General features: G+C 57.1%; 18 protein-coding genes. 6 read left to right on the forward strand and 12 right to left on the reverse strand.

The features are described 5' to 3' along the window. Window positions 1-1,416 (reverse strand): sodium:proton antiporter, encoded by a 1,416-nt coding sequence (locus ABFT80_RS05700; protein ID WP_347971380.1) that lies wholly within the window; start codon window positions 1,414-1,416, stop codon window positions 1-3. A gap of 148 nt (window positions 1,417-1,564) precedes the next feature. Continuing rightward, window positions 1,565-2,104, reverse strand: coding sequence for a single-stranded DNA-binding protein (ssb, locus tag ABFT80_RS05705; protein WP_347970919.1), 540 nt, complete (start codon window positions 2,102-2,104; stop codon window positions 1,565-1,567). A 719-nt stretch (window positions 2,105-2,823) separates the two neighbouring features. On the opposite strand from ssb, the gene uvrA reads away from it, so the two are divergent. From uvrA to ABFT80_RS05720, 3 genes are all read left to right on the forward strand, one after another. After that, window positions 2,824-5,745 (forward strand): excinuclease ABC subunit UvrA, encoded by a 2,922-nt coding sequence (gene uvrA, locus ABFT80_RS05710; RefSeq protein ID WP_347970920.1) that lies wholly within the window; start codon window positions 2,824-2,826, stop codon window positions 5,743-5,745. A gap of 45 nt (window positions 5,746-5,790) precedes the next feature. Further along, window positions 5,791-6,588, forward strand: a complete 798-nt coding sequence (locus ABFT80_RS05715; protein ID WP_347970921.1) for a DUF72 domain-containing protein — start codon at window positions 5,791-5,793, stop codon at window positions 6,586-6,588. Between the two features lie 109 nt (window positions 6,589-6,697). Next, the gene (locus ABFT80_RS05720; RefSeq protein ID WP_347970922.1) at window positions 6,698-7,849 is read left to right on the forward strand and encodes a GGDEF domain-containing protein; all 1,152 of its coding nucleotides are present in this window, start codon (window positions 6,698-6,700) and stop codon (window positions 7,847-7,849) included. On the opposite strand, the gene ABFT80_RS05725 is transcribed toward ABFT80_RS05720, so the two are convergent. Continuing rightward, a complete protein-coding gene (locus ABFT80_RS05725; protein ID WP_347970923.1) occupies window positions 7,831-9,348 on the reverse strand; it encodes an NAD(P)H-hydrate dehydratase in 1,518 nt (505 codons plus the stop codon). The two genes, ABFT80_RS05720 and ABFT80_RS05725, sit on opposite strands and share 19 nt — an antisense overlap. Window positions 9,349-9,666: 318 nt before the next feature. On the opposite strand from ABFT80_RS05725, the gene ABFT80_RS05730 reads away from it, so the two are divergent. After that, complete coding sequence (locus ABFT80_RS05730; protein ID WP_347970924.1) at window positions 9,667-10,005, forward strand: P-II family nitrogen regulator; 339 nt, start codon at window positions 9,667-9,669, stop codon at window positions 10,003-10,005. Window positions 10,006-10,062: 57 nt separating this feature from the next. After that, the gene (glnA, locus tag ABFT80_RS05735) at window positions 10,063-11,472 is read left to right on the forward strand and encodes a type I glutamate--ammonia ligase (protein ID WP_347970925.1); all 1,410 of its coding nucleotides are present in this window, start codon (window positions 10,063-10,065) and stop codon (window positions 11,470-11,472) included. A 142-nt stretch (window positions 11,473-11,614) separates the two neighbouring features. On the opposite strand, the gene ABFT80_RS05740 is transcribed toward glnA, so the two are convergent. Beyond that, entirely contained in the window at window positions 11,615-13,315 is a 1,701-nt protein-coding gene (locus tag ABFT80_RS05740; RefSeq protein WP_347970926.1) for an MFS transporter, read from the reverse strand. 280 nt (window positions 13,316-13,595) lie between these two features. Here ABFT80_RS05740 and ABFT80_RS05745 point away from each other — a divergent pair, with 280 nt between their 5' ends. Continuing rightward, a complete protein-coding gene (locus ABFT80_RS05745; RefSeq protein ID WP_347970927.1) occupies window positions 13,596-13,889 on the forward strand; it encodes a hypothetical protein in 294 nt (97 codons plus the stop codon). On the opposite strand, the gene ABFT80_RS05750 is transcribed toward ABFT80_RS05745, so the two are convergent. From ABFT80_RS05750 to ABFT80_RS05785, 8 genes are all read right to left on the reverse strand, one after another. Then, entirely contained in the window at window positions 13,886-14,692 is an 807-nt protein-coding gene (locus tag ABFT80_RS05750; RefSeq protein ID WP_347971381.1) for an ATP12 family chaperone protein, read from the reverse strand. The genes ABFT80_RS05745 and ABFT80_RS05750 overlap by 4 nt on opposite strands. 10 nt (window positions 14,693-14,702) lie before the next feature. Then, the gene (locus ABFT80_RS05755; protein WP_347970928.1) at window positions 14,703-15,623 is read right to left on the reverse strand and encodes a DMT family transporter; all 921 of its coding nucleotides are present in this window, start codon (window positions 15,621-15,623) and stop codon (window positions 14,703-14,705) included. Then, on the reverse strand, window positions 15,623-16,606 hold the full coding sequence (locus ABFT80_RS05760) for an RluA family pseudouridine synthase (RefSeq protein WP_347970929.1): 984 nt from the start codon (window positions 16,604-16,606) through the stop codon (window positions 15,623-15,625). The genes ABFT80_RS05755 and ABFT80_RS05760 overlap by 1 nt, the downstream gene beginning before the upstream one ends. 126 nt (window positions 16,607-16,732) lie before the next feature. Then, window positions 16,733-17,110 carry a fluoride efflux transporter CrcB gene (gene crcB, locus ABFT80_RS05765; protein WP_347970930.1) on the reverse strand — a complete coding sequence of 126 codons (378 nt, stop codon included), beginning with the start codon at window positions 17,108-17,110 and terminating at the stop codon, window positions 16,733-16,735. A gap of 120 nt (window positions 17,111-17,230) precedes the next feature. After that, on the reverse strand, window positions 17,231-18,544 hold the full coding sequence (locus tag ABFT80_RS05770) for a replication-associated recombination protein A (protein WP_347970931.1): 1,314 nt from the start codon (window positions 18,542-18,544) through the stop codon (window positions 17,231-17,233). After that, window positions 18,544-20,046, reverse strand: a complete 1,503-nt coding sequence (locus ABFT80_RS05775) for a DegQ family serine endoprotease (protein ID WP_347970932.1) — start codon at window positions 20,044-20,046, stop codon at window positions 18,544-18,546. The genes ABFT80_RS05770 and ABFT80_RS05775 overlap by 1 nt, the downstream gene beginning before the upstream one ends. Before the next feature lie 183 nt (window positions 20,047-20,229). Beyond that, window positions 20,230-20,658: a 50S ribosomal protein L17 gene (gene rplQ / locus ABFT80_RS05780; RefSeq protein WP_347970933.1), complete on the reverse strand. Its 429-nt coding sequence runs from the start codon at window positions 20,656-20,658 to the stop codon at window positions 20,230-20,232. A 44-nt stretch (window positions 20,659-20,702) separates the two neighbouring features. Beyond that, a complete protein-coding gene (locus ABFT80_RS05785) occupies window positions 20,703-21,713 on the reverse strand; it encodes a DNA-directed RNA polymerase subunit alpha (RefSeq protein ID WP_347970934.1) in 1,011 nt (336 codons plus the stop codon). Window positions 21,714-21,791: the final 78 nt, after the last annotated feature.

Raw genomic sequence — 21,791 nt, forward strand, 5'->3', positions numbered from 1 at the left:
TCAGAAAAATACGAAGCCTGCCAGAATGAAAGTCGGGATCAGAACTGCGCCTGACCACGCCATGTAGCCGAAGAAGCTCGGCATTTTGACGCCCTGACCGCGCGCAATCGCATAAACCATGAAGTTCGGGGCGTTGCCGATATAGGTGTTCGCTCCCATGAACACCGCGCCGGCGGAAATCGCGGTCAGCGTTCTGGCGAGCGTCGTCATCAGCACCTGCGGGTCGCCACCGGCGAGTTCGAAGAAAACGAGATATGTCGGTGCGTTGTCGAGGACAGACGACAATATTCCGGTCATCCAGAAATATGCCAGATCGTTCGGCGCGCCGTCCGGCCCGGTGACGAGCGAGACCAGCGGGGCAAATGCGCCGCCAAGACCCGCTTGAAGAATAGCGATGACGGGAATGATGCAGATGAAAATGCCTGCGAAAAGCTTCGCGACTTCGAGGATCGGCCCCCAATTGAAGCCGTTTGCCTCGCGGAATTCCTGGCGTGAGATAGCGAGCGAAAGGAGTGCCAAAGCGAGGATGATGGCGTCGCGCAGGAGGTTCTGCAATTCGAGTTCAACACCGAATACGGTGAAAGAAATGCCGGGATTCCACGTTCCAGACATGAGAATTGCGAGGATCACACCACCAAGAAGCGGCAAATTCACCAATCCGCGTACGCGAATTTTGGAATCGGGCGTCGGATCTTTGATTTTCGGGAGGCCGTCTTCGCGGCGATGCAGGATCACATCGAGAACAATGAACACACCCAGCACGATGCCGCCGACAAACGCGGCTTCCCAGATCAAGTGAGAGGTCGTCCAGAAGAAATCGACGCCGCGCAGGAATCCGATGAACAGGGGCGGATCGCCAAGCGGGGTCAGGGAACCGCCTATATTGGAGACGAGGAAGATGAAGAAGATGACGACATGCGCGTTGATCGGGCGATTGTCATTTGCGCGAATAATCGGCCGGATCATGATCATCGACGCGCCGGTCGTACCGACCACCGATGCCAGCAACGCGCCGATCAGCAAAATGCCCGCATTTATCGCCGGCGTTCCGTGGATGTTGCCGGAAATCAATATCCCGCCCGCGATCGTAAACAGCGCGAACAGCAGGATGATGAACGACATATATTCCAGCAGCATCGTGTGAGCCACCGATGTCAAAGCGATCGACGGCCCGTAGAGCAGAACCATCGGAACGATCACCATAAGCGAGCAGAGCGCGGTGATCTTGCCGTAGTGATGCTCCCACACATGCGGATAGAGCAGCGGTCCGGTTGCGATGCACAGAAGTATGCCAGCGAAAGGCAGCGCCCATAGCAAAGACATGCTCTCGCCAGGCAATCCTTCCGCGGCGAAAGCAGGCGACGCCGATAAAACGAACAACAGCAGCAATGCCGACCTTATCAAGCCGCTTCTCATCCCCGCCATGTTTCCCCCTGCCGGTAACGTCCTACCCGTCTTTACGAAACCGGGCCGTCCAATTGCTTGTTATTCATACGTCAAGATGCCCTCACGAAGGGCACCTTCTTTGTCGGCTTATGTGCCGGAAAAAATTACTTGCTGACGATCAGAACGGAATTTCGTCGTCGAGATCGCGGTTTCCGCCACCGCCACCACCGCCACCACTACTACCGCCCCGGCTTGCGCCGCCACGAGCATAATCCTCATTCGGGCCGGATTGGCCGAAGTCCGAACCGCCGCTACGGCCTCCTCCGCCGCCGTAACCAACCTGGCCACCGCCTTCGCCGCCCTGCCCGCGCGCGTCGAGCATCTGCAGCTCACCGCGGAATTTCTGCAAAACGATTTCGGTCGTGTAGCGGTCATTGCCGGTCTGGTCCTGCCATTTGCGCGTCTGCAACTGGCCTTCGACGTAAACCTTCATGCCTTTTTTCAGATACTGCTCGGCGACCTTGGCCAGATTGTCGTTGAAAATCACAACATTATGCCATTCGGTCTTTTCCTTGCGCTCTCCCGAGCCTTTGTCGCGCCAGCTTTCGGACGTGGCGACACGAATATTGACGACCGGATCGCCCGAATTCAGACGCCGAATTTCCGGGTCCGCGCCAAGATTGCCTACAAGAATGACTTTGTTGACGCTACCTGCCATGACTCCGCTCCGTACTTAAATCCTAGAAACAGCGATGCGCTGAACCGTCTGACGTCATAGATAACACACGATCCTTCGCGTGGTTCAAATTCGTTCGCTGTCCACAAAATGTTTGTTCTTATTTTGTTCTACATATAACCTGCAGGAAATCAAGCTTCGCGCCGGGATTGCACTTATAAAAATGGCCTCGCTCTCTAATGAGACGCGAGGCCTTCAGGCAATTCATGCCTGATACCGGAGTAAGCTCCTGGTTTTTATTCGGAATAAAGCGAATATCCTTCGCCGATCCGACAATGGTTTCTGATTTTGGATAAATGCGTCGGCCAATCGAAGATTGCGGCCTTACGCTGCTCCACCGATCGATGGAGCATTGATACTGTCAGGCGGGGTCATGCCTCACTCCTCTGCCAGTTTCGATTGCCTGCGGCGTCTCGCAGGCGCGGGCAACTTTCAATCACGATCAAATTCTGCGCCCGGCCATTGCTGCCGTCAACCACCTTATGTCTGAGGAAATGAAATGTGATCGCCCCACTGTCACTCCTGACAAATCTGTCAGCAGCCTGTTCGGCCTTTGTTCTTTTTTGACTTGCCGCCATAACGTAAAGCGCGATAAACCTGATCGTCGCGTGCACGAACCCGTGGCACTCGAAATAGCTCTCCGATTACCTACATGAGTGGCCTTGCAGGCAATTCAGTTTTCCAATGAGGCGCGGACCGGCATGGCCGACCACAAGTATCTTTCCATTCGCGGTGCGCGCGAACATAATTTGAAAAATGTCGATCTCGACCTTCCCCGCGATTCACTGATCGTGATGACTGGGCTGTCGGGTTCGGGAAAATCGTCGCTCGCATTCGATACGATCTATGCGGAAGGCCAGCGCCGCTATGTCGAAAGTCTTTCGGCATATGCCCGCCAGTTTCTTGAAATGATGCAAAAGCCCGACGTCGATCAGATCGACGGGCTTTCGCCGGCCATCTCCATCGAGCAGAAGACGACGTCGAGAAACCCGCGATCGACCGTAGGTACGGTCACCGAGATCTACGACTATATGCGCTTGCTGTTTGCGCGCGTCGGCGTTCCGTATTCGCCTGCGACCGGGTTGCCGATCGAAAGCCAGACCGTCAGCCAGATGGTCGATCGCGTTCTGGCGCTTGAAGAAGGCACCCGCCTCTACATCATGGCGCCGATGGTGCGCGGCCGAAAGGGCGAGTACCGCAAGGAGCTGGCGGAGCTTCAGAAAAAAGGGTTCCAGCGCGTAAAAGTCGACGGCGTTTTCTACGAAATCGCAGACGTTCCGGCGCTCGACAAAAAATACAAGCACGACATCGACGTGGTCGTGGACCGCATCGTCCTTCGCGGTGACCTCGCAACGCGTCTGGCGGATTCCATCGAAACGTCGCTGAAGCTGGCAGACGGGCTTTGCGTTGCGGAATTTGCGGACAAGCCGCTGGACGCCAGCCAGACCGGAGAGGATTCTGTCAACAAATCGAAGAACGAGACGCATGAGCGGCTTCTGTTTTCCGAAAAGTTTGCCTGCCCGGTTTCCGGCTTCACGATCCCGGAAATCGAGCCGCGGCTGTTCTCGTTCAACAATCCCTTCGGCGCATGCCCGGCCTGCGACGGGCTCGGCCACCAGCGCGCCATCGACGCGAATTTGATCGTGCCGGACGACAATATTTCCCTGCGCGACGGCGCGGTGTCGCCCTGGGCAAAATCCACCTCGCCCTATTACTCGCAGACCCTCGAAGGGCTCGGCAAAGTCTATGGCTTCAAGATCGGCGACAAGTTCAAGGATTTGTCGGAAGAGGCCCGCGACGCGATCCTGCATGGCACAGGCACGCGCGAGATAGCGTTCCAATACGATGATGGATTGCGCTCTTACAAGACGACAAAAACCTTCGAAGGCGTGATCCCGAACCTACAGCGCCGCTGGAAGGAAACAGAATCGGCATGGATGCGCGAAGAGATCGAGCGCTTCATGGCGGCAACGCCCTGCCCGGCCTGCGACGGCTATCGCCTCAAGCCGGAATCGCTCGCCGTGAAAATTGCCGGCAAGCATATCGGCGAAGTCACCGCGCTTGCGATCCGCAAGGCGAATTCCTGGTTCGAGGTTTTGCCAGAAGCGCTCAACAGCAAGCAGAATGAAATCGCTGCGCGCATCCTGAAGGAAATCCGCGAACGCCTGCGCTTTCTGAACGATGTCGGCCTCGATTATCTGACGCTCTCCCGAAATTCGGGAACATTGTCCGGCGGCGAAAGCCAGCGCATCCGGCTTGCCTCGCAGATCGGCTCCGGCCTTACAGGCGTGCTTTACGTGCTGGATGAGCCTTCCATCGGCCTTCACCAGCGCGACAATGCGCGCCTGCTCGACACGCTGAAACATCTGCGCGATCTCGGCAATACGGTCATCGTCGTCGAACATGACGAGGACGCGATTCTCACGGCAGACTATGTCGTTGATATGGGTCCAGCCGCCGGTATCCACGGCGGCGAGATCATCGCGCAGGGCACGCCTTCCGAGGTCATGAGCAACCCGAATTCGATTACCGGAAAATACCTCACCGGTGAGCTCGCAATTGCCATGCCCACGGAACGTCGCGAATTCAAAAAGGGTCGTCGCATCAAGGTTGTCGGCGCACGCGGCAACAATCTGAAGAACGTCACCGCTGAAATCCCTCTTGGAACGTTTACTGCGGTTACCGGTGTTTCCGGCGGCGGCAAATCGACCTTCCTGATCGAGACGCTGTTCAAAGCTGCCTCGCGCCGCATCATGGGTTCGCGCGAACACCCAGCCGAACACGATCGCATCGAGGGGCTGGAGTTTCTCGATAAGGTCATCGACATCGACCAGTCGCCGATCGGGCGCACGCCGCGCTCCAATCCTGCGACCTATACGGGCGCTTTCACGCCGATCCGTGACTGGTTCGCCGGCTTGCCCGAAGCAAAGGCGCGCGGTTATGCGCCTGGCCGCTTCTCCTTCAATGTGAAGGGCGGGCGCTGCGAAGCCTGCCAGGGCGACGGCGTCATCAAGATCGAGATGCACTTCCTGCCCGATGTCTATGTCACCTGCGATGTCTGCCACGGCAAGCGTTACAACCGCGAAACGCTCGATGTCACCTTCAAGGGCAAGTCGATAGCAGACGTTCTGGAAATGACGGTCGAGGAAGGCGTCGATTTCTTTGCGGCCGTACCCGGCGTCCGCGACAAGCTTGAAACGCTGGCGAAGGTTGGCCTCGGCTACATCCATATCGGCCAGCAGGCGAACACGCTTTCGGGCGGCGAAGCACAGCGCATCAAGCTGGCGAAAGAGCTGTCCCGCAAGGCGACCGGCAAGACACTTTACATTCTTGACGAGCCGACAACCGGCTTGCATTTCCATGACGTAGCCAAGCTACTTGAAGTGTTGAATGAACTTGTCGATCAGGGAAACACCGTCGTCGTCATCGAGCACAATCTCGAAGTCATAAAGATCGCCGACTGGGTTCTGGATCTGGGTCCCGAAGGCGGTGACGGCGGCGGCGAACTTGTTGCGAGCGGCAGACCGGAAGATATTTCCGAGGTCGAACGCTCCTACACCGGACAGTTCCTGAAGGAGTTGCTCGGTCGCCGGCCGGGGAGAAATGCGGAAGCTGCGGAATAATTTCGTCTTCGGCCGAAATTTTCACAGTCAGTTGGAGGATTAGGAATGACAGCAAAAATTCGCGCTGGCATGGGTGGCTGGACATTCGAGCCCTGGGACAAATCCTTCTATCCCGACAAGCTGGCAAAGGCCAAACAGCTCCAATATGCGAGCAGGCAGGTTCCGACGATCGAGGTCAACGGAACCTATTATTCCACTTTCAAACCGAACACATTCGCGAAATGGGCGAGCGAGTCGCCGGATGGTTTCGTATTTTCGCTGAAGGGAAACCGTTTCATCACAAATCGCCGGGTTCTTGGCGAGGCTGGTGAATCGCTTACCAGATTCTTCGATTCAGGCGTCGCCGAGCTTGGTGAGAAGCTTGGGCCTCTGCTCTGGCAATTTGCACCGACGAAAAAATTCGATCCCGAGGATTTCGAAGCGTTTTTGAAGCTGTTGCCTGAAAAGCTTGCCGGAATTCCCCTCAGGCATGCTGTCGAAGTGCGAAATCCTTCCTTCGTGGTGCCGGAATTCATCGCTCTCTTGCGCAAGCACAAGATCACTGTCGTCTTTGCAGAGCATGAAACCTATCCGGCAATAGCCGATGTGACCGGCGATTTCGTCTATGCACGCCTGCAGAAAGGTAATGATGACGAGCCAACCTGTTATCCGCCGAAGGCGCTCGATCAATGGGCGGCACGTGCCAAAATCTGGCGGGACGGAAGCGCACCGGAAGACCTGAACTTTGCCGACCCCTCGTCGAAGCCTGAAAAGAAAAAGCGCGACGTCTATGTCTACTTTATCACATCGGGGAAAATCCACGCACCGCAAGGCGCTCAGGCATTTATGAAACGCGTCGAATAGGTTACAATCATTCCGATTTTGCTTGCTGACGTAACTATATCGTCATTTCCTTATATTAGTTTCGACCGTGAATTTAAGGTTTGCCGGTTGCAGCGGGGGCAGAGCGGTAATGACGCTCGACTACAGTTCACTTCTTGTGGCCGTCGGCTTCTCCGGGGCATGCCTTGCCTTGACGCTTTTCGGCAGTTGGCTCACGGCACGTAGCGAGCGCTTTTTGCTGACCTGGTCGTTGGCCGTTCTGCTCATCGTGGTCAACGTCTTCGCCTACAGCCTCTACATCAATACCGGTCAGGTGCTTTACGCCTACGCGACATACGCACTTTTGCTGGGTGGCTTTTCACTCATGCTCGGTGCGGCTCATCAGTTTCGCACTGGCAATTCGCCAATCCCGCTTTTTGCCTCCGTAGGCATCATTTCCAATCTGATCGCCATAACGCCGTTGGTAATCGGGTATGATGGGCTGGGCTTCATGCTGCTGAACATCGCCGCATGCGTCATTCTTCTTGCTGTTGCCGTCGAATATTGGCGTGGCCGCAAGGAAGCGCCGGGGCAGATCATAGGCATGGTTGTGCTTTACACACTGACCGGAATTTCATTCGCCCTGTGCGCCGCCGTTCTCATTTGGGATGGAAACCTGATCCTCGGCAGCGCTCCGAAAAACTGGGCTGAAAATCTCAATCTTGCCACCGCAATTGCCGGCCTGACCGGCATCGGCGCGATTTCCCTGACCCTCAACCATTCGCGCATGGCGCGTGTCCACCAGCATGACGCACAAACAGACCAGTTGACCGGTTTGTTCAATCGTCGTGCCCTGTTTGAGCTTTTCGGAAAGAGCAAGCCCGGCCCGCTGATGGCTGTGATCATGTTCGATCTCGACAATTTCAAAGCGGTCAATGACGAATACGGGCACGCAGCGGGCGACGAGGTTTTGCGCATCTTCGCCAGCGAACTCATTGCGAACAAGCGCTCTACCGATGTCGCTGTGCGGCTTGGCGGCGAGGAATTCGCGCTGGTACTGACGCAAATCCTCCCGGATCGAGCCGAAAGCACTGCAGAACGCATCCGTGCGGCGTTTGCACGGCGCCAGATCATGACGGATAACGGCATGCTGAGCTGCACGGTAAGTGCAGGCGTCGGGTTCAGCGGCCAGGAAGACATAAGTTTCGAGCGTCTTCTCATCGATGCCGATCAGGCGCTTTATGGAGCCAAGCGTGACGGTCGAAATCGCGTATCCGGTTCGACCTATTTGCGCGTAGTCTGAGCGTCTTTTTCCGCAAACAACTCCCGCAATATTGGCAAAAGCGCATCGGCCAGATCATCCGCAACAAGTCCCGGCCCGAAGCGCCTCGCTGCTTGCGCATGCATCCACACGGCAGCGCAACACGCTTCGAACGAAGGCATGCCTTGGGCCAGCAGACCGCCAACAATCCCTGAAAGCACGTCGCCGGACCCGGCAGTGGCCAGCAACGGCGTGCCATTGGTATTTATTGCCGCTCGTCCATCCGGCGCGGCAATCACCGTATCCGGTCCCTTGAAAATGACAGTCGCGTTCGACCTGTCGGCGGCATTTCGCGTCATTTCCAGCTTCGAAAGCGCATCATTCTCCGCAATATCTGGAAATAGCCGCCGAAACTCACCCTCATGCGGCGTCAAAACCAGTGATGGGCCACCTTTTTTGCTGCGCCATTTTTCTTTCGCATGCAGCCCAAGCGCAGAAAGCGCACCGGCATCGAAGACCAGATGTTTCGGATTGGGCGACGCGTCGAGCAGCTTCAGTGCGAGGTCCGAAGTGGCTTCGTCTGGCTCCAGACCCGGTCCGAAAACCAGAGCGGCTGGTTTGCGTCGTTCGAAAAACTCTCGCAGCTCGGCAGGGCCATCCGCTTTGTGAAGCATGATCGACGTGAGATGCGCGGCATTTTCTGCAAGCGCATCTTCGGGAGAAAGCAATGTTACTGCTCCGGCACCTGTGCGGGCTGCAGCACCTGCCGACAGGCGCGCCGCACCCGTAGCCGCCGAATTGCCCGATCGTACCGCGACGTGGCCCCGGCTGTATTTGTGCACATCGATCGCCGGAGATGGAAACGCCGATAGCCATAGGCGCGGACCGTTTTCAAAGCAGTTAGGTTTCATTTCGGAGACAAGCGCGTCAGGAATACCGATATCAGCCACGACGACTTCACCGCACAGAGAGCGGCCAGGAAAAAGCAGATGCGCTGGTTTCTTGCGCACGAATGTCACCGTGACAGCGGCTTTAAACGCACCACCAAGGATTTTTCCGGTTTCGCCGGAAAGGCCCGAAGGCAAATCTACTGCAAGCACAGGGGCATTCGAGCGAGCGACAGTATCAATTAGACTCAAGATGTCGCGCGAAATCGGGCGTGACAGCCCTGCCCCATAAAGTGCATCGACGACCAGAGCATCGTCACGAGCGGTGAACTCCGGAAGAGGCCTGACCTCGCCAGAATAGGCGTGTGCGGCGCGTGCAGCAGCGCTCCCGTCGCGCGGTCGTTCACTCGAAAAGAGATCAACCGAAACGCCGGCCTCCGCCAAAACACGCGCAGCGACATATCCATCACCGCCATTGTTGCCCGGTCCGCACAGGACCGAGACAGAACGACACCCCGCAAACCGCGAAAGGATTGTCGCGGCAACGGCATTTCCGGCGCGCTGCAAGAGCGCATCTTCGTCAAAAGGTCCCTGCTCTATGGCAAGGTGGTCTAGCTCCGACATCTGTTTTGGCGTCAGGATTTCATTGGACATGGCCCGAACAATCTAGTTGAAATCGAGTTCGCCACCAGTCCACTTTAGCGGCAATTATTGACCGCAAAATCCCAATCCATGCTTATTATTTAGGCGTTATGCCTAAAAATAACCCAATCCTGAGAAGCCATGAATTTGGCTGCACATAAAATAGCTGCGTCGATGGCGGATAAAGAGCGCATAAGTGCAAGATTCCGTCTCAACTCGCCGTCTTGGCAAAACTTCTTGCTTTCGGCAAAAACTGGCACGGTTCGTGCTTTTCATAGGCACAAGCGGGGTAAATAACCCGTTGGTACCCACGCGGAGGTTACAAAACGCATGAAAAAGATCGAAGCGATCATAAAGCCCTTCAAACTCGACGAGGTGAAGGAAGCGCTTCAGGAGGTCGGGCTGCAGGGCATCACGGTCACCGAAGCCAAGGGCTTTGGCCGTCAGAAAGGCCATACCGAGCTCTATCGCGGCGCCGAATATGTGGTGGATTTCCTTCCAAAGGTGAAAATCGAGGTCGTGCTCGGTGACGAAGCGCTGGAAAGCGCGATAGAAGCGATCCGCAAGGCGGCGCAAACGGGCCGCATCGGCGACGGTAAGATCTTCGTTTCGAATATCGAAGAAGTCGTGCGCATCCGCACTGGCGAAACCGGCATAGACGCTATCTGACTTTAGCGCGCCGCTCTAAACCATTCTAATTCAACGTCATAATACAGGATACAAAACATGACGACAGCAAAAGACATCCTCAAGCAGATCAAGGACAACGACGTAAAATTCGTCGATCTGCGCTTCACCGATCCCAAGGGCAAGCTCCAGCACGTGACGATGGACGTTGCCGAAGTCGATGAAGACATGTTCGCTGACGGCGTCATGTTCGACGGCTCGTCGATCGCCGGCTGGAAGGCCATCAACGAATCCGACATGGTGTTGATGCCGGATCCAGAGACCGTCCATCTCGACCCGTTCTTCGCTCAGTCGACGCTCGTCGTTCTCTGCGACATTCTCGATCCGGTTTCGGGCGAATCCTACAACCGCGACCCACGCGGCACCGCCAAGAAGGCAGAAGCCTATCTGAAGGCAGAAGGCGTCGGCGACACCATCTTCGTCGGCCCGGAAGCTGAATTCTTCATCTTTGACGACGTGAAGTACAAGGCCGACCCGTACAATACGGGCTTCAAGCTGGACTCCACTGAACTGCCGTCCAACGACGACACCGACTATGAGACCGGCAACCTCGGCCACCGTCCGCGCGTCAAGGGCGGCTACTTCCCGGTTCCGCCGATCGATAGCGCCCAGGACATGCGTTCTGAAATGCTGACCGTGCTCACCGAAATGGGCGTGCGCGTTGAAAAGCACCACCACGAAGTGGCGGCTGCCCAGCATGAGCTTGGCGTGAAGTTCGACACGCTCGTCCGCAACGCCGACAAGATGCTGCTCTACAAGTATGTCGTGCATCAGGTCGCAAACGCCTACGGCAAGACGGCAACCTTCATGCCGAAGCCAATCTTCGGCGACAATGGTTCGGGCATGCACGTGCATATGTCGATCTGGAAGGACGGCAAGCCGACCTTCGCAGGCAATGAATATGCTGGCCTGTCGGAAAGCTGCCTGTACTTCATCGGCGGCGTCATCAAGCATGCCAAGGCAGTCAATGCGTTCACCAACCCGCTGACCAACTCCTACAAGCGTCTGGTTCCAGGCTATGAAGCTCCGGTTCTGCTGGCCTACTCGGCTCGCAACCGTTCGGCTTCCTGCCGTATTCCTTTCGGCTCCAATCCGAAGTCAAAGCGCGTCGAAGTTCGTTTCCCTGATCCGGGCGCGAACCCGTACCTCGCTTTCGCAGCGCTCCTGATGGCTGGCCTCGACGGCATCAAGAACAAGATCCACCCTGGCCAGCCGATGGACAAGGATCTTTACGACCTGCCGCCAAAAGAACTGAAGAAGATCCCGACCGTTTGCGGCTCGCTGCGCGAAGCGCTCCAGAGCCTCGACAAGGATCGCGGCTTCCTGAAGGCCGGCGGCGTGTTCGACGACGACCAGATCGATGCCTACATCGAATTGAAGATGGCTGAAGTGATGCGTTTCGAAATGACGCCGCACCCGGTCGAATTCGACATGTACTACTCCGTCTGATCCTTTCGGATCGACTAAAGAAAGGCCGGGTTTACCCGGCCTTTTTTGTTGCCCGCAAACAGCACCTAAAGCTTTACCGAATCCAGACGTGAAAAAGCCCGGCGCACTTTCATGCGCCGGGCTTTTCTTGATTGCCGAACCGTTACTTTACAGCGTCGAGATTGGTATCCTTCGTCTCTCTCACGAAGATGATGCCGATAACCAGCGTCATTGCCGCAATCGCGATCGGATACCAGAGGCCGAAGTAGATATCGCCTCGTGCAGCGCTCATCGCGAAAACGGTTGCCGGAAGCAGGCCGCCGAACCAGCCATTGCCGATATGGTAAGGCAGCGACATGCCGGTGTAGCGAATCCGGGTCGGGAACATCTCGACCAGAATTGCCGCGATCGGCCCGTAAACCATCGTCACGTAGAGAACGAGAACGAACAGGATGGCGATGACCTTCGGCCAGCTTACCTGAGCGGGATCAGCGACCATGGTGAAGGCCCCTGCCTCGTTCTGGACCAGCGGATAACCGTGACTCTGCAAGGAGGTGAACGCCGCCGTCGTAAACGTCGTGTCCATCGCCTTTGCCTGATCACCGGCAGCTACCGCATCGTAAGACGGGATCGTCTCGCCACCGATCGTGACCGTTGCCGCAGTGCCGGGTGCTGCCGTCGTGACGACATCATATGGCACGGAGTTTCTGGTCAGGAAGGACGTTGCGATATCGCAAGACGTGGTGAACTTCGCCGTTCCGACCGGGTTGAACTGGAACCTGCAGTCGCCGGGTGCTGCGGTAACGGTCGCACGCATATTTTCCTGCGCCGTCGCCAATGCCGGGTTCGCAGCCCAGGTCAGAGCCTTGAACAGCGGGAAGTAAGTGACGATTGCGAGAGCCAGACCAGCCATGATGATCGGCTTGCGGCCGATCTTGTCGGACAGCCAGCCGAACACGACGAAGAAGATCGTGCCGAGAGCCAGCGCGATCGCGATCATGATGTTGACCGAGACAGCATTAACCTTGAGCACGTTCTGCAGGAAGAACAGCGCGTAGAACTGGCCCGAATACCAGACCACAGCCTGACCGGCGGTGAGGCCGAACAGAGCGAGAATTGCGATCTTGGCGTTTTTCCACTGACCGAAAGCTTCGGAAAGCGGTGCCTTGGAGCCTTTTCCCTCGTCCTTCATACGCAAGAAAGCCGGAGATTCATTCAGCGACAGACGAATCCAGACCGAAACACCCAGCAAAAACACCGAAAGCAGGAATGGAACGCGCCAGCCCCAGGCTTTGAAATCTTCCGGGCCGAGATAGGTCTGGATGGCCAGAATAACGATCAGTGAGAGGAACAGACCAAGCGTTGCCGTCGTCTGAATCCATGATGTGTAGAAGCCACGACGCCCATCCGGCGCGTGTTCGGCCACATAGGTTGCCGCACCGCCATATTCACCGCCGAGTGCCAGACCCTGCAACATGCGCAGGATGATCAGGATGATCGGAGCCGCAATACCGATGGTAGCGGAACCGGGCAGCAGGCCGACGAAGAAGGTCGAAAAGCCCATGATAAGGATGGTGACGAGGAAGGTATATTTGCGGCCGACGAGATCGCCGATACGGCCGAACACCAGCGCACCGAAGGGGCGCACGAGGAAGCCGGCGGCAAATGCAAGCAATGCAAAGATGTTGCGGGTGGCTTCCGGATATTCGCTGAAGAATGCAGCACCGATAAAGGCCGCGAGTGAGCCGTAGAGATAAAAATCATACCATTCGAAAACGGTACCGAGCGAAGAAGCGAAGATGACCTTCTTTTCTTCCCTCGTCATGCTGCGATTTGCCGAACCGGCAGTTGCTGCCACTGACATCGTGTCCTCCTCCCATGTGTCACAGATGTTGCCATCACTGGTCCGCGCCCCCTCCCGGACCGCAGACTCATGGCACTCATCTCCCAAGACATGACAGAAAATCAGGTCACTCGGCTACGATGCTTTGGAATTATGACTTTCGTCTAATTGCACGTGCTTCGCGTAGCCTCCAAACCGGAATAGAGTTTCAGCATCGAAAGCAATCGGATGAAAAATATTATTATGATTCAATGGATTGCTGTAAGTAACTGAAATCGGACTGCAAAGGGAGGCTGCAGATATGGACTTTGGCGATATGTTCATCGCGCAATTGACCGATCCGTTCCGCATCGGGCTGGTCGCAGCACTTTTTCTGACGAGCCTGCGCACGGCTGGAACGGTCGGGTCGCTAATTCCGCTGGCGCTTGGCGTGGTTTTCGTGGCCGTCCTGATCCCAACATCACTTGCCAGCGAAACTCCCGACAAGATGAGCCAGATAGGGATCGGCATAATCTCGAATGTCGTTATTCTGGCAGTGTTTCTGGCATTAAAGCTCGCCTATGACCGAGTTTCCGGGCGAAAAGCGCCGGATTAGGCAGCTTTTATAGGGCTTTCCAGCGCTTCGAGCAGTTTTACGGCAGCAAGCATGTCGCGCTTGCGCGCCTGTTGACGTGCCAGCGCTTCCGAATCCTGTCCCCAATGCTCGATATTCCAATTTTCATCGATATGGGCCGCGGTCCAGGCTGTCTCAAGGTCGATTTCGCCCGCTTCGACGGCAATTGCGATCAGCGCCGAGCCGGTCAGGGACGTCATCAGATGCAAGGCAGCCAGCTTTAACGGGTCATCGCGCTTCTGAAGATGGATGCCAACAGCGCCGATTGCCTCGCGCGGCTGTTGAACATGCACGACACCCTCGGCAAGCGTAAAGCGCGCGCCAAGCGAGACGCGCGCCCATTCCAGAATCGGATCCCATGCCTCGTCCTGAAGCGCTACGAGCCGTTCCGGCGTGTCGGCGCGGTAGAACAGCATGTCGGAAGAGGCGAAGCGCAGAATGTCTTCCAGCACCGCCTGCGGGTCGTTAACGACACCATCGATGGCTGTATTGACCAGGCGCATGACCGGCATGGAAACCGGGTCGATCACCTCGACCTGCGCGCGAAACTCTTCTGCCACCAGATCGGCGGCGGCCTCAGTCCGCAGTGCAAGCAGCGCCTTTGTCGGTGTTCGCACCGACTTGCCATCGAGATGGATTGCAAAGCTGTCTTCCAAGGGCGCAACGGAAACCGTCTCGTAAAAGCGCTTCGGCAATGGCGTTTTCATCTGGATCTGGGCGCGGCGGACCGGGTCCGGGTCCGAGAGAAAACGTCCAGCTTCAATGTCTTCGAGAAGATCGCGCATCATGACCTCTTTAGATCGTTTTTCGTTTGGCCGGGCGGTTTACCAACATCAACCCCGCCGCAATCAACACCAGCGCGATCACTATCCGCGCGCTGATCGTTTCACCAAGCAATACACCGCCGCATATGACGCCGAAAGCTGGCGTCAGAAAGGCAAAGCTTGAAAGGCCCGTCGCCGGGTAACGCCGCATCAGCCAGAACCATAGAATATAGGTGAAGGCGACGATGAAAACCGCTTGAAACAAGATTGCCGAAATTGAAATGGCCGAAATTTCGCGAATGATCGGCCCGCTGACGGCAAGCAGCGGCAGCGCCATTACCGAAGCTACTGCCAATTGATAAAGCAGCAGCTTTTCGGCGCTCGTTTCCGCAAGGCGGGTCTTCTTGATGACCAGCGTCGTTGCAGCCCAAAGCGCGCCCGCTACCAGGCTCATAATGTCGCCGGTGATCGCAGACGGATCAGGCAGGCTCAGGCGATCCGAGAAGACAAGCGCGACGCCGACGAAGGCCATCGCCATTCCGGCGAACTTCATCGCCGACATACGTTCGCCGAGCAGGAAATGCGCGCCTATCAGCACCCAGAAAGGCATCGTGTTGACCATCAACGTGCTGCGCGCCACGCTCGTATAATCGAGCGCGACATAAACGAGAATGAATTCCACGCCGAAAAGGGACCCGGCGATCAGCCCGGCAACAAGTGTGCCGTCCCGCGTAAAAACATTGATCTTTCGATAGCGGCACCACGCCAGAACCAGAATGCCGCCGAGCGCGGATCTGGCAAGTGTTACGAAGATCGGATTGAAACCGGTATTGGCGAGTTTGGCGGCAACACCGTTCAATCCCCAGGAGAAAGTAATCCCGATAAGGATAGCGACCGCCGCCGCATCGATCGCGTCCCGGCGATCAGAAAGTCTCAGCGTATCCCCAACCATCACGCCTCGGCATTGCTCTCGTCGAATCCGATCAGGTTCCAGCTTTGGCGCATATGCGGCGGCAGTTGAGCGGTAACATCGATCACGCCTTTGTCAGGATGTGGAATGATGATGCGACGTGCATGCAGATGAAGTCTGTTCTGCAGCCCGCCGGGAAATTCCCAATTCTGGTCAGCCTCGAAATATTTCGGATCGCCAATGATGGGGCAATCGATCGACGCTGCATGAACGCGAAGCTGATGGGTTCGGCCCGTATAGGGCTCCATTTCCAGCCAGGACATCGTCTGCGCCGCCTGCTCGATCACGCGGTAGTAGGAAACGGCATGATCCGCACCTTTTTCGCCATGCTGTGCAACACGCATGCGGTCGCCGTCCGGTGTCTGTTCCTTTATCAGCCAGCTCGAAATCTTGTCTTCGCGCTTTTTGGGAACGCCCCTCACAAGTGCCCAGTAGGTCTTTTTGGTTTCGCGAGCGCGGAAGGATTCAGCCAACCGCATGGCAGCGAGACGCGTTTTTGCGACAACGAGCACGCCCGACGTATCCCGGTCCAGCCGGTGCACGAGGCGCGGCTTCTCGCCTTTTTTGTTGCGAAGCGCTTCCAGCATACCGTCGACATGACGCGTAAGGCCAGAGCCGCCCTGCACTGCCAGACCGGCAGGCTTGTCGAACACGATGACCTTGTCGTCTTCGTACAACGTCATTTTCGCCAGCACGTCACCATCGTCCTGATCGCGCATCGTGCGCGCGGTCAGAGGGCCACCCTCGCCTTTTCTGTCGATGCCCAGCGGCGGAATGCGGATCAACTGGCCGGGTTCGACGCGCGTATCGGCTTTCGCACGGCTGCCGTCGATCCTTATCTGGCCCGACCGCAAGAGTTTCTGGAGATGGCCGAAACCCAATCCCGGAAAATGCGTCTTGAACCAGCGGTCCAACCGCATGCCGGTTTCGTCGGCTTCGACTTTAATCTGCTCTACGCCTGCCATAGTTCTTTGTCCTGCTAGAGCATCAGGTCCGATCGTACGGAAGTCATCGCTCTAAAATGTTCGATTTAGCATATGTGCGAGGCCAAACTAAGCTGGCCGCAATGCCTGAAGCTCCGCGCAATAGCATCAAGCGATGCTTCTTGCGAGCCATAGACCGACAAAGAGTGCAAGGATTGCCCCGATAACGCTGGCAAGAACGTAGGAAAGTGCCGAAAGTGCCGCACCTCGCTCCCAAAGCGTCGCGAAATCCAGCGAAAAAGCCGAGAACGTCGTGAAGCCGCCAAGGATGCCGGTGGCAACGAACAGGCGCAATTCGTTGGAAGCGCCGAACCGCCGGGCAAGCAATTCGATGAACACGCCCATCAGGAACGAGCCGACGATGTTTATCGCCAATGTTCCCCACGGAAAGGCTGCACCGAAAAATCGAAGCGCTGCAATGTTCGCAAGATGCCGGATTGATGCGCCGATCGCGCCGCCGACTGCCACCAGCATGAGATGATACATTCGTCAGCCCCTTGCCTGAAGCGTGTCGCGATCTTTCAGATTCGCTCCTTACGCTTCAGTTTCTTGTTTTACGCATGTCTCCCAAAACCGGCTTCCACTTTTGGGAGACATGCTTGACGCTTATTCTTCGCCGCGCTCGCGTCTAAGCTTTTGCCAATAATCGAGCCGTTTGCGAATATCACGCTCGAAACCGCGTTCCGGTGGATCGTAATATGTCTGGCGGCCCATCTTTTCGGGAAAATAGTTCTGGCCGGAAAAGGCTTCAGGCTCGTCATGGTCGTAACGATAGCCCTTGCCGTAGCTCTCTTCCTTCATGAGCTTGGTCGGGGCGTTCAGAATATGCTTGGGCGGCAGTAGCGAACCATGCTCTTTTGCGGCGCGCATCGCGCCTTTGAAAGCGGTATAGAGCGCGTTCGACTTGGGCGCGGTCGCGAGATAGACGCAGGCCTGCGCGAAGGCCAATTCGCCTTCCGGCGAGCCGAGATAATCATAGGCGTCTTTAGCCGCATTGGCGATGACGAGCGCATTCGGGTCTGCAAGCCCGATATCCTCCACCGCCATGCGAACCAGCCTGCGCCCGATGTAGAGCGGGTCTTCACCGGCATCGAACATCCGGCACAGATAGTAAAGTGCGGCATCAGGGTCAGAGCCGCGGACGGATTTGTGAAGTGCCGAAATCAGATTGTAATGTCCGTCCTGCCCCTTGTCGTAGATCGGCGCGCGGCGCTGCACGATGCGCAGAAGCCCTTCAGGATCGAACACCTCGTCAGGCTTTGCTGCGCGCCAGATTTCCTCCGAAAGCGTCAGAGATGCACGGCCATCACCATCTGCGAGCCGTACGAGCATTTCGCGCGCCTCTTGATCCACCGGCAGCTTCTTGCCTTCGGTCTCTTCGGCTCTTACGAGCAATTGGGCGATGCTTTCCTCGCTAAGTGAATGGAAAACCAGCACCCTTGAGCGGGAAAGAAGAGCGGCATTCAGCTCGAAAGACGGATTTTCAGTCGTCGCACCGACCAGAATGACCGTGCCGTCTTCCATGACGGGCAGAAACGAATCCTGCTGGGCGCGATTGAAGCGATGAATCTCGTCCACGAAAAGCAGTGTCTGGCGGCCATTGGTGCGACGCAGTCTCGCGGTCTCAAAGACCCGCTTCAAATCCGCCACGCCTGAGAAAATCGCGGAGATTTGCTCGAAGGCCAGTCCTGTTTCGCCCGCAAGCAGCCGCGCGACGGTCGTCTTGCCAGTGCCCGGCGGCCCCCAGAAGATCATGGAGCCCAAGGAACCGGACTGGATCATGCGGGTCAGCGCACCGTCTTCACCGGTCAGATGATCCTGACCGACAACCTCCTCCAGCCTGGCTGGACGCAGACGATCGGCAAGGGGGCGCCCAGGGGGCGCTTTTTGCGGCTCGTCTGCGTTGAAGAGGTCGCTCATCAGTAGCGCAGCGTCTGCCGCAGCATCTGGCCGTCACGCTCGATGGTGAAACGCCACCAGCGCGAATCCTGCTCGGCAACCTGCTTCAACTGGTCGGCGGTTTCGACAGCTTCGCCATTCACCTCGCGCACGATGTCGCGCGGCTGCAATCCGAAATTCGCGGCAGGCGAACCCCGCGTTATGTCGATCACCGTTACGCCGGTCGTGTCCGTCGGCAATCTCAGGCGTTGCGCGAGGCGCGGCGAGAGTTCCGCCACCTTCGCGCCCGCGAACGGGCTTCTGCCGTCGATTGTCACCTCATTGGAAGATTGGCCCTCAGGCGCACGCTCAAGCGCCACCTCGACGATCTTTTCCTGACCCTGGCTCAACACATCCAGATTGACCTTGCCGCCGATGGGCCGCGTGGCCAGCCGGTAGCCCAGCGCATCCACATGTTCGATGGGCGCGCCGTTCAGCTTCAACACCACATCACCCGGCTTCAAGCCCGCGCGAGCGGCGGGTCCTTCCGGTGCCACGTTGGACACAAGCGCACCGACCGGCAGTGCCATTCCGAGCGCTTCGGATATTTGCGCGGTAACCGGCTCGAATGTCGCGCCGATGAACGGCCGCTCGAAATAATCACGACCCTGCTTGGCGGCTTCCACAACCGCACGAACCATGTTCGACGGAATGGCAAAGCCGATGCCGATGGAGCCGCCGCTGCGGCTGAAAATGGCTGTGTTGATGCCAACGACCTGGCCGGTCATGTTGATGAGCGCACCGCCCGAATTGCCGGGATTGATGGCAGCATCGGTCTGAATGAAGAACCCGAAATCGGAAACGCCGATATGGGTGCGCGCCAAAGCCGAGACGATACCGCTCGTGGTCGTCTGGCCGACGCCGAACGGGTTTCCGATAGCCAACACAAGGTCGCCCACTTCAAGTACATCGGAATCGCCGATTGCGATAGTCGGAAATGGCTTGTCGGACTCAATCTTGAGAACAGCGAGATCGAGCGACTCGTCTTTCAGCAGGACTTTGCTGGTGAATTCACGTCCGTCGGACAGTGCTACCTTCACCTCATCCGCATCGCGGATCACGTGATAGTTGGTAACGACGATGCCTGCCGGGTCAACGATAACGCCGGAACCGAGCGAAGACTGGGCGCGCGGCGGGGCCTGACGACCGAAGAACTGTTCGAAGAACGGGTCGCCAGCGAAAGGCGAAACGCGCTGACGGGCCTGCTGTGAGGCGTAGACATTGACGACCGCCGGCGCGGTGGCCTTTACGAGCGGCGCAAAGGAAAGCTGCATTTCCTGCCGTCCGAAGGGCAATCTGCGATCAGAGCTTGCGGCAGGCGCCTGGTTCGGGGCCTTCTTTTCATCACCGCCCAGCAATTCGTTCAACACGTCTTTCAGACCCTGCTGCGGCGGTTCCTGCGCAGAGGCACGGCCACTCGCGATCATCGAAACCGCAAGCAGGCAGGCGCAAATCAGAAAGATTGGTGTTCTTGTAATTCGCATCGCGAATCCTCCCGGAAAGTGAGCCTGTATATAGTCGTGAAGATTGTGCGGAATGAAAGGCTTAAAGCTTCCATTTCGTGCGCTCGATAGCTGCACCGGCACATTGAATCAATCAGCAGGGAGCAAATTCAAGACACAAAAAAGGGGCCGCGAAGGCCCCTCAAATGTTTGGATCGAAGAAGCTTACGCTGCTTCGTTTTCCTCGGTCGCTTCTGCATCGACGCGGGCGCGGTCTGCTGCACCCTTGGCTGCAACGTCGCGATCGACAAATTCGATCACTGCCATTGCGGCGTTGTCGCCGTGGCGGAAGCCCGCCTTCATGATACGCAGGTAGCCGCCGTTGCGGGTGGCATAACGCGGTGCGATCGTGTCGAACAGACGCTTTACCAGCGGCTCGTTGCCGATCTGTGCGATCGCCTGACGGCGGGCGTGCAGATCGCCACGCTTGCCGAGCGTGACAAGCTTTTCAACGATCGGGCGAAGATCCTTGGCTTTCGGCAAGGTCGTCGTGATCTGCTCATGTTCGATCAGCGATGCAGCGAGGTTCGCGAACATCGACTTCCGGTGGCTTACACTGCGGCCAAGCCGGCGGCCGGCAAATCCATGGCGCATGGCTTTTCTCCTTCAAATGGCGGTTCGGGCGCGAAGCCCGCCGCTCAATATTGGTCTTCGTAACGTTTTGCGAGGTCTTCGATGTTTTCCGGCGGCCAATCCGGCACTTCCATACCGAGATGCAGGCCCATCGACGCGAGCACTTCCTTGATTTCGTTCAGCGACTTGCGGCCGAAATTCGGGGTGCGAAGCATTTCTGCTTCCGTCTTCTGGATCAGATCGCCGATATAGACGATGTTGTCGTTCTTCAGGCAGTTGGCCGAGCGAACCGAAAGTTCGAGTTCGTCCACCTTCTTGAGCAACGCCGGGTTGAAGGCAAGCTCGGTGACCTGTTCTGCGGCGACTTCCTTCTGCGGCTCGTCGAAATTGACGAACAGGCCGAGCTGGTCCTGCAGGATGCGGGCGGCAAAAGCCACTGCATCTTCACCGGTGATCGAGCCATCGGTTTCGAGGGTCATGGTCAGCTTGTCGTAATCGAGAACCTGGCCCTCACGGGTGTTTTCGACCTTGTACGAAACTTTCTTGACCGGCGAATAAAGGCTGTCGACCGGGATAAGGCCGATCGGGGCGTCTTCTGCACGGTTGCGATCGGCAGGAACGTAGCCCTTGCCGGTGTCGACCGTGAATTCCATGCGGATTTCAGCGCCTTCGTCGAGCGTGCAGATGACGTGATCCGGGTTCAGGATCTCGACATCGCCAACCGTCTGGATGTCGCCAGCCAGAACCGCACCGGGTCCCTGCTTGCGAACGACCATGCGCTTGGGGCCATCGCCTTCCATGCGGATCGCGATTTCCTTGATGTTCAGGACGATGTCTGTGACATCTTCGCGAACGCCGGCAATCGACGAGAATTCATGCAGCACGCCATCGATCTGGACGGCAGTGACAGCCGAGCCGCGCAGCGACGACAGAAGAACGCGGCGAAGCGCGTTTCCGAGCGTCAGACCAAAACCGCGTTCAAGCGGCTCTGCGACCAGCGTGGTCACCGTTTTTTTCTTGGAAGAGAACTCGATCTTGTTGGGCTTGATCAGTTCCTGCCAGTTTTTCTGGATCATGTTTGCTTCCTTCCGTTTCCCTGCCACCATCCAATCGTGACAGGTGATCTGGAAAAGCCACAACGAGCACTGAGGCGC

This window comes from Foliimonas ilicis (assembly GCF_039939195.1).
GTDB classification, from domain to species: Bacteria; Pseudomonadota; Alphaproteobacteria; order Rhizobiales; family Rhizobiaceae; genus Foliimonas; species Foliimonas ilicis.

Coding starts and splice junctions, on each gene's coding strand:
- ABFT80_RS05740 (WP_347970926.1), bottom strand. CDS start 13,315: ATGTCAGTGGCAGCAACTGCCGGTTCGGCAAATCGCAGCATGACGAGG.
- ABFT80_RS05730 (WP_347970924.1), top strand. CDS start 9,667: ATGAAAAAGATCGAAGCGATCATAAAGCCCTTCAAACTCGACGAGGTG.
- ABFT80_RS05775 (WP_347970932.1), bottom strand. CDS start 20,046: ATGCGAATTACAAGAACACCAATCTTTCTGATTTGCGCCTGCCTGCTT.
- ABFT80_RS05760 (WP_347970929.1), bottom strand. CDS start 16,606: ATGGCAGGCGTAGAGCAGATTAAAGTCGAAGCCGACGAAACCGGCATG.
- ssb (WP_347970919.1), bottom strand. CDS start 2,104: ATGGCAGGTAGCGTCAACAAAGTCATTCTTGTAGGCAATCTTGGCGCG.
- ABFT80_RS05785 (WP_347970934.1), bottom strand. CDS start 21,713: ATGATCCAGAAAAACTGGCAGGAACTGATCAAGCCCAACAAGATCGAG.
- ABFT80_RS05720 (WP_347970922.1), top strand. CDS start 6,698: ATGACGCTCGACTACAGTTCACTTCTTGTGGCCGTCGGCTTCTCCGGG.
- ABFT80_RS05750 (WP_347971381.1), bottom strand. CDS start 14,692: ATGCGCGATCTTCTCGAAGACATTGAAGCTGGACGTTTTCTCTCGGAC.
- crcB (WP_347970930.1), bottom strand. CDS start 17,110: ATGTATCATCTCATGCTGGTGGCAGTCGGCGGCGCGATCGGCGCATCA.
- ABFT80_RS05755 (WP_347970928.1), bottom strand. CDS start 15,623: ATGGTTGGGGATACGCTGAGACTTTCTGATCGCCGGGACGCGATCGAT.
- ABFT80_RS05715 (WP_347970921.1), top strand. CDS start 5,791: ATGACAGCAAAAATTCGCGCTGGCATGGGTGGCTGGACATTCGAGCCC.
- glnA (WP_347970925.1), top strand. CDS start 10,063: ATGACGACAGCAAAAGACATCCTCAAGCAGATCAAGGACAACGACGTA.
- ABFT80_RS05725 (WP_347970923.1), bottom strand. CDS start 9,348: ATGTCCAATGAAATCCTGACGCCAAAACAGATGTCGGAGCTAGACCAC.
- uvrA (WP_347970920.1), top strand. CDS start 2,824: ATGGCCGACCACAAGTATCTTTCCATTCGCGGTGCGCGCGAACATAAT.
- ABFT80_RS05700 (WP_347971380.1), bottom strand. CDS start 1,416: ATGAGAAGCGGCTTGATAAGGTCGGCATTGCTGCTGTTGTTCGTTTTA.
- rplQ (WP_347970933.1), bottom strand. CDS start 20,658: ATGCGCCATGGATTTGCCGGCCGCCGGCTTGGCCGCAGTGTAAGCCAC.
- ABFT80_RS05770 (WP_347970931.1), bottom strand. CDS start 18,544: ATGAGCGACCTCTTCAACGCAGACGAGCCGCAAAAAGCGCCCCCTGGG.
- ABFT80_RS05745 (WP_347970927.1), top strand. CDS start 13,596: ATGGACTTTGGCGATATGTTCATCGCGCAATTGACCGATCCGTTCCGC.